The sequence below is a fragment of the Oryzomicrobium terrae genome, assembly GCF_008274805.1.
GTDB lineage: Bacteria > Pseudomonadota > Gammaproteobacteria > Burkholderiales > Rhodocyclaceae > Oryzomicrobium > Oryzomicrobium terrae.
Genome location: NZ_CP022579.1, coordinates 946,417 through 960,604 on the forward strand (window position 1 = coordinate 946,417; position 14,188 = coordinate 960,604).

Below are 14,188 nucleotides of genomic sequence, written 5' to 3' on the forward strand. Positions count from 1 at the left end.
ACCCATCCTTGGTAAAAATCGGCTGGCGATTCTGCCATAGTTCGGAGCGCTAAGCCGCCACGGGGCGGGGCGCTGCGGGGGCGAGCATCAGGCCGCCCACTGGGGCGCGGCCAGGGGATCGGCGTGCAGGCGGCTCTTGGCCGGGACGTGGCGGGCGAGAAAATCCATCTGATCGGCCAGGATGTGGCGGTTGCAGAGGATCAGGAATTCGGCCCGGTTGGGTATGTAGGGGGCGTAGAGCAGCTGCATGCGGGCTTCTTCCGGGGTCCGCCCGCCCTTCTTCTGGTTGCAGTTGCGGCAGGCGGTGACCACGTTCATCCACACATCGCGCCCGCCCCGGGAGACCGGGGTGATATGGTCGCGGGTGAGGCGGAAGCCCGAGCCCTGGTGGCCGCAATAGGCGCAGATGTGGCGGTCGCGGTGGAACAGTTCCCGGTTGTTGAGGGGCGGCACCCGGGCAAAGTCCAGGTGGCCCCGGGCCTGGCCGCGCAGGGCGATGATGCTGTTGGCGATAATGCGGGAGCGTTCCCCGGTCAACCGGGAAATGCCGCCGTGGAAGGTGAAGTCATGGTCGCCGGCGACCCAGGCCACCAGGTTGCGGGCGTAATAGAAGCAGGCCGTTTGCCAGTGGATCCAGCGTTGCGGCACGCCGTTCTGGTCCAGGGCAAGAATCAGGGGCAGGGCGGCCGGATCGAAGTCGGCAGGAAGCGAGGGAGAGTGCGGTTCCATGATGGCTGTCGTCGCGGAAAAAGGTCGCGCCGTGCCTTGCCGGGCAGGGAGCGCCGGGTGATTCATGGTCGTGCAAATTAGACCGGCGAATCGTCCGGGCGTTTCCGTATCCCGGGAGGGGGGGCGGGAATTCCCGGAGGGGCTGCCCGCCGCCCGCCCCAACGCGCATCCCAGGCCGGCCGCCGCGGTGCCGGCCTGGCGCTCCCTGGTCGTGCCCCTGCTGCTCTCGCTGGCCATGCATGGCCTGGCGTTGCTGGAGTCGCTGCGCCCTCCCGAACTGGCACCGGTCGCCCTGCCGCTACAGGCGCGGCTGGTGGCCGCCGAGGGGCGCCAGCCGGATCGGCCCGCGGCGCAGCCGCCATTGCCGCTATCGCCACCATCGCCGCCGTCATCACCCCGGCCGGCGCCACCGGCCACCCGCGCCAAGGCGCCTCCGCTGCCGGCCGTAGCGCCGCTTCCCCGGTTGGCACTTGCTACCCCGGCCACTCCCGCCACTTCGGCCACTCCGGCTCCGGCCAGTGCGCCCCCCGCTTCTCCCCCGCCGGCGGTCGCGCCTGCCGGGTCGGGCCCCGCCACGCCGAGCCCTCCCGGGGCTCGTCCGGACAGCGGGACCGGGGGGGCGAGGGAGGGGGCGCCGGCAGAAAACGCCGTGTCGCCCGATACCTTGCGTGCCTACACCATCGCCCTGGGGGCGTCGGCCGGGCGTCTGCGCCGCTATCCGGCCTTGGCGCGGGAGCGGGGCTGGGAGGGGCGGGTGGAAGTGGTGGTGGCACTGCTGCCCGGCATGGCTCAGCCACGGGTCAGCCTGAAGCAGTCCAGCGGTCACGAACTGCTCGACGAGCAGGCGCTGCGCATGGTGCGGGGGGCGGTGGATAACGTGCCGCTGCCCGAGGGCTTGCGCGGCCGGACGATCACCGTGCGCTTGCCGGTGGAGTTCTCCTTGGCCGCCGAATGAGTGGGGCCGGGCAGTGCGGCCGGGTCAGAAGGGTTCCGGCGGGGGCGGCAGGTCGCAGGAGTGGAGGCCGAAGCTACCGCGCCGGCGGTCGGCCAGGTAGGCCTCCAGGCAAAAGCGCACGCTACGGAAGGCCAGTTCCGGCCAGGGGATGTCGCTTTCGGCGAACAGGGCGGTTTCCAGGCTTTCTTCACCGGGGGCAAAGCGCCCCTCGTGCAGGCGGCCCCGGTAGAACATGTGCACCTGGTGGATGTGGGGCACGTTGACCAGGGCGAACAGGGGCAGGTCGGCGACCGAGCCGGGTTCCCCCGCCGGGGTCGGATCGCCGACCACGGTGGCGCAGGCTTCTTCCAGGGTTTCCCGGGCGGCGGCTTGGGCGGTGGTTTCGCCGTTTTCCATGAATCCGGCGGGCAGTGTCCATTTGCCGTAACGCGGCTCGATGGCGCGCCGGCAGAGCAGGATGCGTCCTTCCCACTCGACCACGCAGCCGGCCACGATCTTGGGATTCTGATAGTGGATGGTGCCGCAGTTGTCGCAGACGTGCCGATGCACCCGATCCCCTTCGGGAATGCGCAGGGTGACGGGGGCGCCGCAGTGGGAACAATAATTCATGGTGGACAGGTTGCCGCGGGTAAAGGAAGGGCGGGAAGGGCGGAAAAGGGGGCGAATCGATCAGGATCGGTCAATCCTGCAGTGTAGCGGAGATTGCCGGGGGCTTCGCGGGGCGCCAATTTCGTCACGGCTACCCGGCTGTTTTTGCCGGAAAGACGCGAAATATGACTTCGGATTTTGCCGCCCGGCCCAGGCTCCAGCTAGAATGCTGCCAACCAAGGCTGCGTTGTCACGAGTGACCCGGCCCCTCGAACGACAAACCGGTACCCGACACGAACGGGGCCGCCCCAGGGGATTTCATGTTTCTGATCATCGGCTATGTAGTCGTCCTCGGTTCCGTGCTGGGCGGTTTCATGCTGGCCGGCGGCCATCTGGGCGCGCTGATCCAACCGACCGAGTTGATCATCATTGCCGGCGCGGCTGGCGGCGCCTTCTTCGTCGCCAACCCGCCCAAGGCAGTCAAAGCGGTGTTCAAGGCCCTGCCTTCGGCCTTCAAAGGCTCGCGCTACACCAAGGCCCTTTACATGGACCTGCTGGCGCTGCTCTTCGAACTGCTCGCCAAGGTGCGCAAGGAAGGCTTGATGTCGATCGAGGCCGACGTGGAAAACCCCGAGCAGAGCCCGATCTTCGCCAAGTACCCTAGCATTACCGCCGATCACCACGCGGTGGAGTTCCTGACCGACTACCTGCGCATGATGGTGGGGGGCAACCTCAACGCCTTCGAGATCGAAAACCTGATGGACAACGAGATCGAAACCCACCACCACGAGGCAGAGGTCCCGATCTCCGCGGTCAACAAGCTGGCCGACGGCATGCCTGCATTCGGTATCGTGGCTTGTGTGATGGGGGTGGTGCACACCATGGAGTCGGTGGGTATTCCCCCGGCCGAACTGGGCAAGCTGATCGCCGCCGCCCTGGTCGGTACCTTCCTCGGTATCTTGCTGGCCTACGGTTTCGTCGGTCCGGTGGGCAGCCTGCTCGAGCATAAGGCCCAGGAAGAAACCAAGATGTACCAGTGCATGAAGGTGGTGCTGCTGGCGTCCATGTCGGGTTATGCCCCCCAGGTGGCCATCGAGTTCGGCCGCAAGGTGCTGTTCTCCAGCGAGCGGCCGACCTTCCGCGAGCTGGAAGACGAAATCAAGGCCCGCAAGGGCAAGTAAGCCGGGCTAAGGATATTTAGGTGAGCGACGACTCCCAGCGCCCGATTATCGTCAAGCGCATCAAGAAGGGTGGCCACGGCCATCACGGTGGTGCGTGGAAGATCGCCTATGCCGACTTCGTGACGGCGATGATGGCCTTCTTCCTGCTCATGTGGCTGCTCGGTTCGACGGCCAAGGGCGATTTCGACGGTATTTCCGAGTACTTCAAGACCCCGCTCAAGGTGGCGTTGTCGGGGGGCGAGAACGGTACCGGCGATTCGTCGTCGGTGATCAAGGGCGGTGGCAAGGACCTGACCCGTTCCGCCGGCCAGGTGAAAAAGGGCGAGATCGAGGCCAAGAGCAAATCCTTCACGATGAAGGAGGCCACCATGGAGTTCGAGCGCAAGGAAAAGATGATCCTTGGCGAACTGAAGAACCGCATCGAGGAGATGATCGACAAGTCGCCCTCGCTCAAGCAGTTCAAGAGCCAGTTGTTGCTCGACATCACCAGCGAGGGCCTGCGCATCCAGATCGTGGACGAGCAGAACCGCCCCATGTTCGACCTGTCCAGTGCCGAATTGAAACCCTATACCCGGGACCTGCTGCGCGAGATCGCCAAGATCCTCGAACAGGTGCCTAACAAGGTCAGTATTTCCGGCCACACCGATGCGGCCCAGTATTCCGGCGGCGCCCGGGGATTCTCCAACTGGGAACTCTCGTCGATGCGCGCCAACGCCTGCCGCCGCGAACTGGTGAACGGCGGCATGAACGACAGCAAGGTGCTGCGGGTGGTGGGCATGTCGTCGATCGTCATGTTCGACAAGAACGACCCGCTCAATCCGGTGAATCGCCGCATCAGTATCGTGGTGCTGAACAAGAAAACCGAAGAAGCCTTCCTGCGCGAGGGTGACCCCGAAGTCGATTTGCCGGCCGTCCCGGCGGAAAGCCTGGTGGGCACCTCCCTGGTGCCCGGTCGCTGATAGGGGGGAGCGGGCGGCGCTGCCGCTCCCGCGCGAAATCCGGCTCCCCGTCGGGTCACGGGAAGGGGGCTTGTTATGAGGTATCGTCCCGACCATGACTGACAGCAAGAAACCACCCATTGGCGGGATTCGCCCCTTAGGCTCGCTGCCCGGCAGCCACGGCAGTTCATTGTCCCGCCCGAGTTCCCCGACGAGTGCGCCGCGGCCGGCGGCTTCTACGCCCACTACTGCCACACCCCGTCCCGGCCTGGGGCGCCCTTTGGTTTCCCCTGCGACTTCTGCTCCCGGCGCCATTCCTGCCGCCAAGCCTCTGGGCAGCCGCCCGGCGTTGACCGGGCTTGGCGTCTTGCCCCCCCTGCCGCCCCGGGGCGAGGCCGGTTCCCAGTTGCGCGAGTTCGAATTCACCGCGGCCGATTTCGAGCGGGTGCGCAAACTGATCCATCAGTACGCGGGCATCTCCCTGTCGCCGATCAAGCAGGACATGGTCTATTCCCGCCTGGCGCGGCGCTTGCGCGCCACCGGCAAGCGCACCTTCGCCGATTACCTGGCCATCCTGGAAAGTGGCGATCGGGAAGAATGGGAGCGGTTCGTCAATTCACTCACCACCAACCTGACCTCGTTCTTCCGCGAGCCGCACCACTTTCCCATCCTGGCTGACCACCTGCGCAAGATCGGGGCCGGCCGGCCGATCAAGATCTGGTGCAGCGCCGCGTCCACCGGCGAGGAGCCCTATTCGATCGCCATGACGGTGGTGGAGGCCTTCGGCACGGCGGATGTGCCGGTGTCGATCCTGGCCACCGATCTGGATACCAACGTGCTGGCCACGGCGCAAAAAGGGGTCTATCCGGCGGAGCGGGTGGACAAGATGTCGCCGGAGCGGATCAAGCGCTTCTTCCTCAAGGGTACGGGCAGCCAGGAAGGGCAGCTGTGCGTGCGGCCCGAGCTGCGCAAGCTCATCACCTTCCAGCGGATCAACCTGCTCGAACCCAACTGGCCCGTCAAAGGTCCGCTGGATGCCCTGTTCTGCCGCAACGTGATGATCTACTTCGATAAACCGACCCAGTACAAGATCCTCTCCCGCTTTGCGCCCCTGATGCACCCCCTGGGATTGTTGTTTGCCGGCCACTCGGAGAGCTTCCTCCATGCGGCCGACCTGTTTCGCTCCCAGGGCAAGACCGTCTACGAGCTGGCGCGCCGCGCAACCGCCGGTTGATGGTCGGAAGCGCCTTTTCTGGGGGGAACCAGGCGCGCATCGGGGAGGTGCCCCGGCGGGATCGACCCCAGGGTGGGGATATAAAAATGACAAAAACGCGAGTGTTGGTCGTTGATGATTCCTTGGTCATGCGGCGCCTGCTGTCTGACCTTATCGCAGCTCCGGATTTGGAGGTGGTCGGCTCTGCCGCCGATGCTCAGACGGCCCAGGCCCGCATCAAGACCCTGGCGCCCGATGTGCTGACCCTGGATGTCGCCATGCCCGGCATCGACGGGCTGGCCTTTCTCGAACGCCTGATGCGTCTGTCGCCCTTGCCGGTAGTGGTGGTCTCCTCCCTGGCCGGCGAAGGGTCGGAAACCAACCTGCGCGCCCTGGAGCTGGGGGCTGTCGATGTGATCGGCAAGCCGCGCCAGGACGGCGCCGGAGGCTTTTCTGCCTATGCGGAAGAACTCCGCGAAAAAATCCGCACCGCCCGAGGGGTGCGGCTGAAGAAGCCGTCCGGTACGCCCCATCCGGCGGTATCGCCAGCGGCCCCTGGCCCAGGCCGTTTTTCCACCGGAACGGGCAAGGTGCTGTTCGTGGGGGCTTCGACCGGAGGTACCGAGGCGATCAAGACCTTTCTCTCCGGAATGCCTGCGGACTGTCCGCCCACTCTGGTGGTGCAGCACATGCCCGAGTCCTTTACCGGCTCCTTCGCCCGGCGCCTCGACAGCCTGTGCGCCCCCCGGGTGGTGGAGGCCCAGGGTAACGAGCGCCTGGAAGCCGGGCACGTCTTCATTGCTCCCGGCCATTCCCATCTGCTGGTCAAACGGACCCCTGCCGGACTGGTAACCGAATTGTCCCGGGCCGCACCGGTCAATCGCCATCGCCCGTCCGTCGACGTGCTGTTTGCTTCCGCTGCCGAAGTCGTGGGGCGCAATGCCATCGGTGTGATCCTGACCGGCATGGGCAAGGATGGCGCTCAAGGGTTGTTGGCCATGCGCCAGGCTGGTGCCCACACCTACGGGCAGGACGAAGCTTCATGCGTGGTGTACGGCATGCCGCGCGAGGCGGCGGCCCTTGGCGGGGTGGAAGAGGTGGCCTGCCTGAGCGAGATGGCGAGACGGGTTCTGGCCGGGCTGCATCGCGTCTAGGCCGGTGATACGGTAGCGGTACGGGATTGCGTGGCGAATGGGTATTTTTACCCCGGTGTTACAGCGAGGCCCAAGTATCATGCGGAGATAACCGTAGGCGCTTGGCCGAAAGCTGGGCGACCCGATAAAAGCATGTGGCCGGCATGACCGGTACGGCACTGGCGGAGGAGATGAACGAGATGAAAATAGGGACCAAGATTTCCCTGGCATTGGTGTTCGCCGTTGTGTTGGCCTTGGGGGTGGGTTATTGGCTCGGTCAAGGCGCTGTCCCGTTGGTGGCGTGGCTGGGCGGAGGGCTGGGGCTGGCAGTGGTGGCCTGGGGCGGCGGCGTTGTCCTGGCTCGTTCCCTGCTGACACCGGTGCGGGCGTTGCAGCTTGCCCTGGAAAAAACCTACGCCGATGGCGATCTGACCCGTCGGGCGCCGACGGATGGCGCTGCCGATCTCGTGGCCGCGGCCCAGGCCTACAACCGCCTGGTGGGGAGCATCCAGACCATCATCGGCAAGGTCTTCTTCAACTCCCGCGAAGTGGGGCGGGCGGCCCGGCAATTGGTGCAGGAGGCGAATCAGGTGGCGACCGGCTCGGCCCGGCAGCATGATGCGGCTCAGGCATCGGCGGGGGCGATGAACGTGTTGTCGGAGCGCATGGGCGAAGTCAGCCACCGTGCCGGCGAGACGGCTGAAATCGCCGAAACGGCCACCCAGCTCTCGGCGGAAGGCGAAGGTATCGTGGCCAACGCCTCCCGGGAAATGGAGCGGATTTCGGCCTCGGTGGAGCAGTCGGCCCAGGTCGTTCAGGCTCTGGGAGAGCGCTCTGAAGCGATTTCGGGGATCGTCCGGACGATTCGCGAGATTGCCGATCAGACCAACCTGCTGGCGCTCAATGCCGCGATCGAAGCGGCTCGGGCCGGCGAGGCGGGCCGCGGTTTTGCCGTGGTGGCCGACGAGGTACGCAAGCTGGCTGAGCGCACGTCGCTGGCCACCGGCGAAATTACCGGGATGATCGGTGCGATCCAGAGCGAAACCCGTTCGGCCATCGCCAGCATCGGCGCCGGTACCGAGCAGGCGACCCAGGGAGCGGCCCTGGCCCGCCAGGCGGCGGAATCCCTGGCGCGCATCAACGCAGGTGCCCGGGAAACCCAGGACAAGGTGCGTTCCATCGCCGCCACGATCGACGAGCAGAGCCGCAGTGGCCTGGAAATCGCCGCCCATGTGAGTGAAATCATGTCGATGGTCGAAGGCAACAGCGCTGCCTCGGAGGCGACCTTGCGCGAAGCCCGGCACTTGGAATACCTGTCGGCCAACCTGAATGAAATCGGCGATGTTTTCCGCCTCGGCGAGGCGGGTGACAAGGCCTTGGCGATCCACTCGGCCATGCCCGGGGTGGTCGAAAATGCGGCAAAAAGTGTTTCGGCGGCGTTTTCCCAGGCCGTGGCCAAAGGACGGGTGCGTCTGGAGGACTTGTTCGATGAGCAGTACCAGCCGATTCCAGGGACGCGGCCGCAAAAGTTCAAGACCCGTTTCGACGAGTTTGCCGATTCGGTCCTGCCGGCACTACAAGAGCCGCTGTTGCAGCAGCATCCGGAAATTGTTTATGCCATCGCCTGCGACGCCCGAGGCTACGTACCGACGCATAACCAGCGCTTTTCCCTGCCGCTTACCGGCGATGAAAAGAAGGATTTTGTCGGTAATCGCACCAAGCGTATTTTTGACGATCCGGTGGGCAAGCGCTGCGGTGCCCATACACAACCGTTCTTGCTGCAAACCTACCGGCGCGACACAGGGGAAATCATGCACGACATCTCTGCGCCGCTCGTCGTCGATGGGCGGCATTGGGGCGGTTTTCGCATCGGTTACCGCACGGAAGCATGACGCCGCTGCAATACAGAATGACGAAAATTGCGTGTATGCTCCGATTGAGCGGCTTTTCGTCTGAATCCGTTACAATTCGCCGCCCGCGCATCGCTGAATCACTGATTCCGAATATCCCGCGGCCTGGGAGAAACAATGTCTGAACTGCTGAAGAGCATCGACGCCCGGACCAAACTGGCCGGCACGAACAAATTGGAAATCCTCCTGTTTACCTTGGGAGAAGATGCCCGCAACGGCCGCAAGGAAACGTTCGGCATCAACGTCTTCAAGGTGCGGGAGGTCATGCGTACGCCGCCGATCACCTCCGCTCCCGAGATGCCGTCGTCGGTGGAGGGCATGGTCAGCCTGCGGGGCGCCCTGGTGCCGGTGGTGGATCTGGCCAAGTACGCCGGCGTCCAGACCGACTCCCCGCGCGACATCATGATCGTCACCGAGTACAACGGCCACACGCAGGGTTTCCTGGTGGAAGCCGTGGATACGATCCTGCGCCTCGACTGGAGCCAGATGCGGGTTCCGCCGGAAATGCTGGTGGCCGAAATGGGAGGCCTGGTTACCGCGGTGACCGAGCTGCAGGATGGCCGCCTGGTGATGATGATGGACGTGGAGAAGGTGCTGTCGGAGACGACGCGCTACGACGACGAATTCCAGTTCCGCACCATCCGTCCCATCGACAAGCCCAACTGTACCGTTCTCTTTGCCGACGATTCGATCGTCGCTCGCAAACAGATCGAACGCACCCTCGATGCCATGGGCGTGCGTTATGTGGCGGCCATCAACGGTCGCCAGGCCCTGACCGAGCTGGATAAGCTGGCGGCCTATGCTCAGGCCCTGGGCAAACCGGCCAGCGACGTGGTGAGTCTGGTGCTGACCGATATCGAGATGCCCGAGCTGGACGGTTACATGCTGACCAAGCAGATCAAGACCGATCCGCGCTTTGCCAACATTCCGGTGATCATGCATTCCTCGTTGTCGGGGATGTCCAATCAAAAGCTCGGTTTGTCGGTCGGGGTGGACGAGTATGTGGCCAAGTTCGAGCCGCAACGTCTTGCGGAAACCCTGGCGCGCCGCCTTGGCGCCGCACTGCCCGTTGAGACGGAATAAGGTTCGCAGGGGACGATGACCATGAATTTTGCTGAAAAGAAGAATCTGCTGGAAAGCGTCGATGCCCGCACCAAGCTGGCCGGCTCGAACCAGATGGAAATCCTGCTGTTTTCCCTGGGAACCCGGGAAACCTTTGGGATCAACGTCTTCAAGGTGCGTGAAGTGGGGCGTACCCCGCACATCACCAAAACTCCGAACATGCCCCGCGGCGTGGAGGGGCTGATCTCCCTGCGCGGCAATGTCATCCCCGTGCTGTCCCTGTCTTCCTTCCTGCAACTCGAAGGTGAAGTCCCGCCCATCGGCAAGTCGATGATGGTGGCCGAGTACAGCCGGCGCACCCTGGGCTTCCTGGTGGACGAAGTGGATCGCATCATCCGTGTCGACTGGGAAAAGGTGAAAGCTCCGGAATCCGTTCTGGTGGCGAACCAGGGACTGATTTCCGCCGTGATCGAACTTGGCGGCGGACACTTGGTGTCGATCCTGGACGTGGAGCAGATTCTGGCCAACGCCTTCGGCGAGGCAGTGGTGGTGGATATCCAGCCCGCCCGCGTCGAAGAGGACACCACCGTGTTCTTCGTGGATGACTCCATCGTCGCCCGGAAGAAAATTGCGGAAGTGCTCGACAAACTCGGCGTCAAGCACAAGCACGCTACCAACGGCGTCGAGGCCCTGACCCGCCTGCAGGCCATTGCCGCCCATTGCCAGCAAATCAACAAGCCGGTTCGCGACGAGATTCGCCTCATCCTGGTCGACGCCGAGATGCCCGAGATGGATGGCTATGTGCTGACCAAGAACATCAAGGCCGATCCGCGCTTCGACGGCGTACCGGTCGTCATGCACTCCTCCTTGTCCTCCGAAGCCAACCGGGCCATGGGCAAGGCTGTTGGGGTGGATGCCTACGTCGGGAAGTTCGACTCCGAAATCCTGGCCGACACCCTACGCCCCCTCGTGGAACGTTGATTCCTCCCGCCCGCCAGAGACTTATCTCCAAGAATTAGAACCGGAGTCACGCCATGTCCGATCCCAAGATGAAATTTCTGGTGGTGGACGATTTCTCGACCATGCGTCGTATCGTCCGCAACCTGCTCAAGGAACTCGGTTTCACCAATGTTGACGAAGCCGAGGACGGCGCCATCGCCCTGCAGAAACTTCAGGCAGGGGGTTTCGATTTCGTTGTGACCGACTGGAACATGCCCAACATGGACGGTCTCACGCTGCTGCAGACCATCCGTGCGACGCCAACGCTGAAACATCTGCCTGTGCTCATGATTACTGCCGAAGCCAAGCGCGAGAACATCATCGCCGCTGCCCAAGCCGGCGCGAGCGGCTATATCGTCAAGCCGTTCACGTCGGCGGTGTTGAGCGAAAAGCTACAAAAGATTTTTGAGAAATTGGGGGGCTGAGCCATGAGCAATCCCGCCAATTTTGGTGAAGCCGGCGACAACGCCGAACTTGAAGCGCTGTTCGATAGCATCGCCGCTTCCAGCGGTGCCCCTGCAGCTGCAGCACCGCCTCCGGCTGCTCCTGCTCCCGCACCGTCCGCAATTCCCGGTACGGGGGATTCGGATGAGTTGCAGGCATTGTTCGATTCGGTGGCTGCAACCGCGCCTGCCGCAGCCCCCGTCCCTGCGGCTTCCACCGCTGCTCCGGTTCTTGCCCAGGAGTCCATGGAAGAGGCCGCACTCCTCGAAGTTCCGAAGGCCCTGATTGCCGTGGCTGGAGCAGGCGAGTCCTGGCCGGGGCAGGACCGGGTGTTCAACCGCATCGGCCAGATGGCCCGCCAGTTGCACGACACCCTGCGCGAGCTGGGTTATGACAAGCTGCTGGAAAACACCATGTCGGTTCTGCCGGATGCAAAGGATCGGCTGGCTTATGTAGCCAACCTGACCGAGCAGGCGGCGTGCCGGGTCCTCAATGCCACGGATATCGCCAAGCCGCTGCAGGATGACCTGCAGTCGAGTGCCGAGGCATTGGGCGGGCGCTGGGATCGCCTCTACGCCAAGGAAATGTCGGTTGAGGAGTTCAAAACCCTGGCGGCGGAAACCCGGGACTTCCTCAAGACGCAGGTGCCGCAAAAGGCGGCCGCGACCAATGACCAGCTGATGGAAATCATGATGGCTCAGGATTTCCAGGATCTGACTGGTCAGGTCATCAAGAAGATTGTCAGCCTCTCCCAGGAACTGGAAAGCGGGCTGATGAAGGTGCTGGTGGAAGCCATGCCTGAAGCTCGGCGCAACGACGAGGTTGATAGCCTGCTTAACGGCCCCGTGATCAATCCCGAGGGCCGGAGCGATGTGGTTGGGAACCAGCGGCAGGTGGATGACCTGCTGGAAAGCCTCGGATTCTAGGAGCAACAACGATGAGCGATTTCGCCGGGATGGAGGACCTCCTGCAGGATTTCTTGCAGGAAGCCCATGATCTCCTGTCCGATGTGGACAACAAGCTGGTCGATCTGGAAAAGAACCCGGATGACCGGGGGCTGCTGAACGACATCTTTCGTGGCTTTCACACCATCAAAGGTGGTGCTGGATTCCTCAACGCCACCGAACTGGTGACGCTCTGTCACCTGACCGAGAACCTCTTCGACCGGCTGCGCAACGCCGAGATGCATCTGTCGCCGGAACTCATGGACCTGATCATGGCGGCGACCAAGGGCGTTCGCGATATGTTCGGCGAGCTCTCCGGTGGCGTGCAGCCCCGCCCGGCGGAAGAAGGGTTGATCGGAGCGCTTCGTACCACCCTGGAAACTGGCCTGGTACCTGGCGCCCCGGTGGTTGCCGCCCCGGTTGCCGCTGCCGCGCCAGCCGCGGCTCCGGTTGCGGCGACCGGCTCTGGCACGATTCCGGCCGGCCCTGATGGTGGCCCCGACTGGTCCGTCTTGCATGCAGCGATTACCGGCGTTCCCGCCGTTGTTCCGCCCCAGGCTCCGGCCGCCGCTCCCGTTGCGGATCCGGCTGCTGGCACCACGATGACCCCGGTCCCGCCGGCCTACGGTCGTCGCGCCGCCGACAAGCCCGGTACGCCGGCTCCTGCGGGACGGCGCGTTGAGGAGCGGGTGCGGGAAAACACCATCCGGGTCGATACCGCCCGCCTCGACCAGGTGCTCAACCTGTCCGGCGAAATCGGTCTGACCAAGAACCGGCTGACCAGCCTGCGCGTGGATATCCTGGCCGGCAAGAACGATGCGGACACCCTGCACGCCCTTGATCAGGCCGTCTCCCAGTTGGATCTGCTGGTTTCGGATCTGCAGAACGCGGTGATGAAGACCCGCATGCAACCGATCGGTCGCCTCTTCCAGAAGTATCCCCGTATCGCCCGCGACTTGGCCCGGCAATTGGGCAAGGACGTGGAGCTGGTCTTGGCCGGTGAGGAAACCGAGGTGGACAAGACCATGATCGAGGATCTGGCCGACCCCCTCATCCACCTCATCCGCAATGCTGTGGACCACGGTGTGGAAAATCCGGAAGACCGCGCCGCCGCTGGGAAATCGGCCAAGAGCCTGGTTCGTCTGGAAGCGCGCCAGGAAGGAGATCACATTCTCCTCATCATTGCCGATGACGGCCGCGGCATGAGCGCAGAACGCATCCGTGCCAAGGCAGTGGAGAAGGGGCTGATTTCCGAGGAAGAGGCCAATACCCTGGATGAGCGCCAGAGCCTCAACCTGATTTTTCTGCCGGGTTTCTCCACCAAGACCCAGGTGTCCGACGTGTCGGGCCGTGGTGTCGGCATGGATGTTGTCAAGACCAACATCCAGAAGCTCAACGGTTCCATCGAGATCCGCTCCGAACCGGGCAAGGGGTCGGTGTTCATCATCTCTCTCCCGCTGACCCTGGCGATTCTGCCCGTGCTGCTGGTGCTGCTGGGTGATCAGCCCTTTGCTCTGCCGCTGTCGTTGGTGCGGGAAATCCTGCCGGTGGATCGCACCAAGATCCAAGAAGTAGGCGGCAAGGAAACGCTGGTGGTGCGCGGCGAGATTTTGCCCGTGGTTTCCCTGGCCAAACTGCTGGGCTGGCCGCAGGAGCGCCCCGCCGAATATGGCGTGTTGATGCAGACGGCCGAGAAGAGCTTCATCCTTGGTGTGGACAACTTTGCGGGTCGCGACGACGCTGTGATCAAGTCCTTGGAGGACTTCCGTCCTCGTGGGGTGGCGGGTGTGACGACCCTGTCCAACGGTCAGATCGTGTTGATTCTCGACATGAAGGAATTGCTGGCCGATCTGGGGCAGCATCTGGAAGCGGATCCCCGCAACCTGCGTGCCCTGGAAATGCACTGATCGCGCTAATCGCTGCGAAGTAAAAAAAGCGGGGCGTATGCCCCGCTTTTTTCGTTATGAGCAAGCAGAATTGGATTATTGATAGGGGTGCTTGACAGCCGTTTTGTTTTATTTTTCCCATTAAAATAAATTGCTTAGCTATTTAATTTCCTGGTTTTTTTCTATAATGCCGGGAACCTAAAACG

13 protein-coding genes are annotated in these 14,188 nt (G+C 63.5%); 11 read left to right on the forward strand and 2 right to left on the reverse strand.

The window, feature by feature from the left end; translation table 11 throughout:
- Positions 1-87 precede the first annotated feature (87 nt).
- A complete protein-coding gene (locus tag OTERR_RS04370) occupies positions 88-729 on the reverse strand; it encodes an HNH endonuclease (protein WP_054620522.1) in 642 nt (213 codons plus the stop codon).
- 649 nt (positions 730-1,378) lie between these two features.
- Here OTERR_RS04370 and OTERR_RS15975 point away from each other — a divergent pair.
- The gene (locus OTERR_RS15975) at positions 1,379-1,684 is read left to right on the forward strand and encodes an energy transducer TonB (RefSeq protein WP_187775303.1); all 306 of its coding nucleotides are present in this window, start codon (positions 1,379-1,381) and stop codon (positions 1,682-1,684) included.
- Between the two features lie 24 nt (positions 1,685-1,708).
- On the opposite strand, the gene OTERR_RS04380 is transcribed toward OTERR_RS15975, so the two are convergent.
- Positions 1,709-2,293, reverse strand: coding sequence for an NUDIX hydrolase (locus tag OTERR_RS04380; RefSeq protein ID WP_054620520.1), 585 nt, complete (start codon positions 2,291-2,293; stop codon positions 1,709-1,711).
- 299 nt (positions 2,294-2,592) lie between these two features.
- Between OTERR_RS04380 and motA the strand changes: the two genes are divergently transcribed.
- The 10 genes from motA to OTERR_RS04430 all read left to right on the forward strand — a co-directional run bounded on the left by motA (position 2,593) and on the right by OTERR_RS04430 (position 14,003).
- On the forward strand, positions 2,593-3,453 hold the full coding sequence (gene motA / locus OTERR_RS04385) for a flagellar motor stator protein MotA (RefSeq protein WP_054620519.1): 861 nt from the start codon (positions 2,593-2,595) through the stop codon (positions 3,451-3,453).
- 20 nt (positions 3,454-3,473) lie between these two features.
- On the forward strand, positions 3,474-4,412 hold the full coding sequence (motB, locus tag OTERR_RS04390) for a flagellar motor protein MotB (RefSeq protein ID WP_149424979.1): 939 nt from the start codon (positions 3,474-3,476) through the stop codon (positions 4,410-4,412).
- 346 nt (positions 4,413-4,758) lie between these two features.
- Complete coding sequence (locus OTERR_RS04395; RefSeq protein ID WP_246154447.1) at positions 4,759-5,625, forward strand: CheR family methyltransferase; 867 nt, start codon at positions 4,759-4,761, stop codon at positions 5,623-5,625.
- 128 nt (positions 5,626-5,753) lie between these two features.
- Complete coding sequence (locus OTERR_RS04400; RefSeq protein WP_425466030.1) at positions 5,754-6,758, forward strand: protein-glutamate methylesterase/protein-glutamine glutaminase; 1,005 nt, start codon at positions 5,754-5,756, stop codon at positions 6,756-6,758.
- A 143-nt stretch (positions 6,759-6,901) separates the two neighbouring features.
- Positions 6,902-8,629, forward strand: a complete 1,728-nt coding sequence (locus tag OTERR_RS04405; protein WP_149424981.1) for a methyl-accepting chemotaxis protein — start codon at positions 6,902-6,904, stop codon at positions 8,627-8,629.
- Between the two features lie 135 nt (positions 8,630-8,764).
- Positions 8,765-9,730: a chemotaxis protein gene (locus tag OTERR_RS04410; RefSeq protein WP_054620517.1), complete on the forward strand. Its 966-nt coding sequence runs from the start codon at positions 8,765-8,767 to the stop codon at positions 9,728-9,730.
- A 21-nt stretch (positions 9,731-9,751) separates the two neighbouring features.
- Entirely contained in the window at positions 9,752-10,690 is a 939-nt protein-coding gene (locus OTERR_RS04415; protein ID WP_054620532.1) for a chemotaxis protein, read from the forward strand.
- 53 nt (positions 10,691-10,743) lie between these two features.
- On the forward strand, positions 10,744-11,133 hold the full coding sequence (gene cheY / locus OTERR_RS04420; RefSeq protein WP_054620516.1) for a chemotaxis response regulator CheY: 390 nt from the start codon (positions 10,744-10,746) through the stop codon (positions 11,131-11,133).
- A gap of 3 nt (positions 11,134-11,136) precedes the next feature.
- Positions 11,137-12,078, forward strand: a complete 942-nt coding sequence (cheZ, locus tag OTERR_RS04425) for a protein phosphatase CheZ (RefSeq protein ID WP_149424982.1) — start codon at positions 11,137-11,139, stop codon at positions 12,076-12,078.
- An 11-nt stretch (positions 12,079-12,089) separates the two neighbouring features.
- On the forward strand, positions 12,090-14,003 hold the full coding sequence (locus tag OTERR_RS04430) for a chemotaxis protein CheA (protein ID WP_187775305.1): 1,914 nt from the start codon (positions 12,090-12,092) through the stop codon (positions 14,001-14,003).
- Positions 14,004-14,188 lie beyond the last annotated feature (185 nt).

Excerpts from the sequence above, each read along its gene's own strand:
- OTERR_RS04370 (WP_054620522.1), bottom strand. The coding sequence starts at position 729 with ATGGAACCGCACTCTCCCTCGCTTCCTGCCGACTTCGATCCGGCCGCC.
- OTERR_RS04380 (WP_054620520.1), bottom strand. The coding sequence starts at position 2,293 with ATGAATTATTGTTCCCACTGCGGCGCCCCCGTCACCCTGCGCATTCCC.
- motA (WP_054620519.1), top strand. The coding sequence starts at position 2,593 with ATGTTTCTGATCATCGGCTATGTAGTCGTCCTCGGTTCCGTGCTGGGC.
- OTERR_RS04400 (WP_425466030.1), top strand. The coding sequence starts at position 5,754 with ATGCGGCGCCTGCTGTCTGACCTTATCGCAGCTCCGGATTTGGAGGTG.
- OTERR_RS04405 (WP_149424981.1), top strand. The coding sequence starts at position 6,902 with ATGACCGGTACGGCACTGGCGGAGGAGATGAACGAGATGAAAATAGGG.
- OTERR_RS04410 (WP_054620517.1), top strand. The coding sequence starts at position 8,765 with ATGTCTGAACTGCTGAAGAGCATCGACGCCCGGACCAAACTGGCCGGC.
- OTERR_RS04415 (WP_054620532.1), top strand. The coding sequence starts at position 9,752 with ATGAATTTTGCTGAAAAGAAGAATCTGCTGGAAAGCGTCGATGCCCGC.
- cheY (WP_054620516.1), top strand. The coding sequence starts at position 10,744 with ATGTCCGATCCCAAGATGAAATTTCTGGTGGTGGACGATTTCTCGACC.
- cheZ (WP_149424982.1), top strand. The coding sequence starts at position 11,137 with ATGAGCAATCCCGCCAATTTTGGTGAAGCCGGCGACAACGCCGAACTT.
- OTERR_RS04430 (WP_187775305.1), top strand. The coding sequence starts at position 12,090 with ATGAGCGATTTCGCCGGGATGGAGGACCTCCTGCAGGATTTCTTGCAG.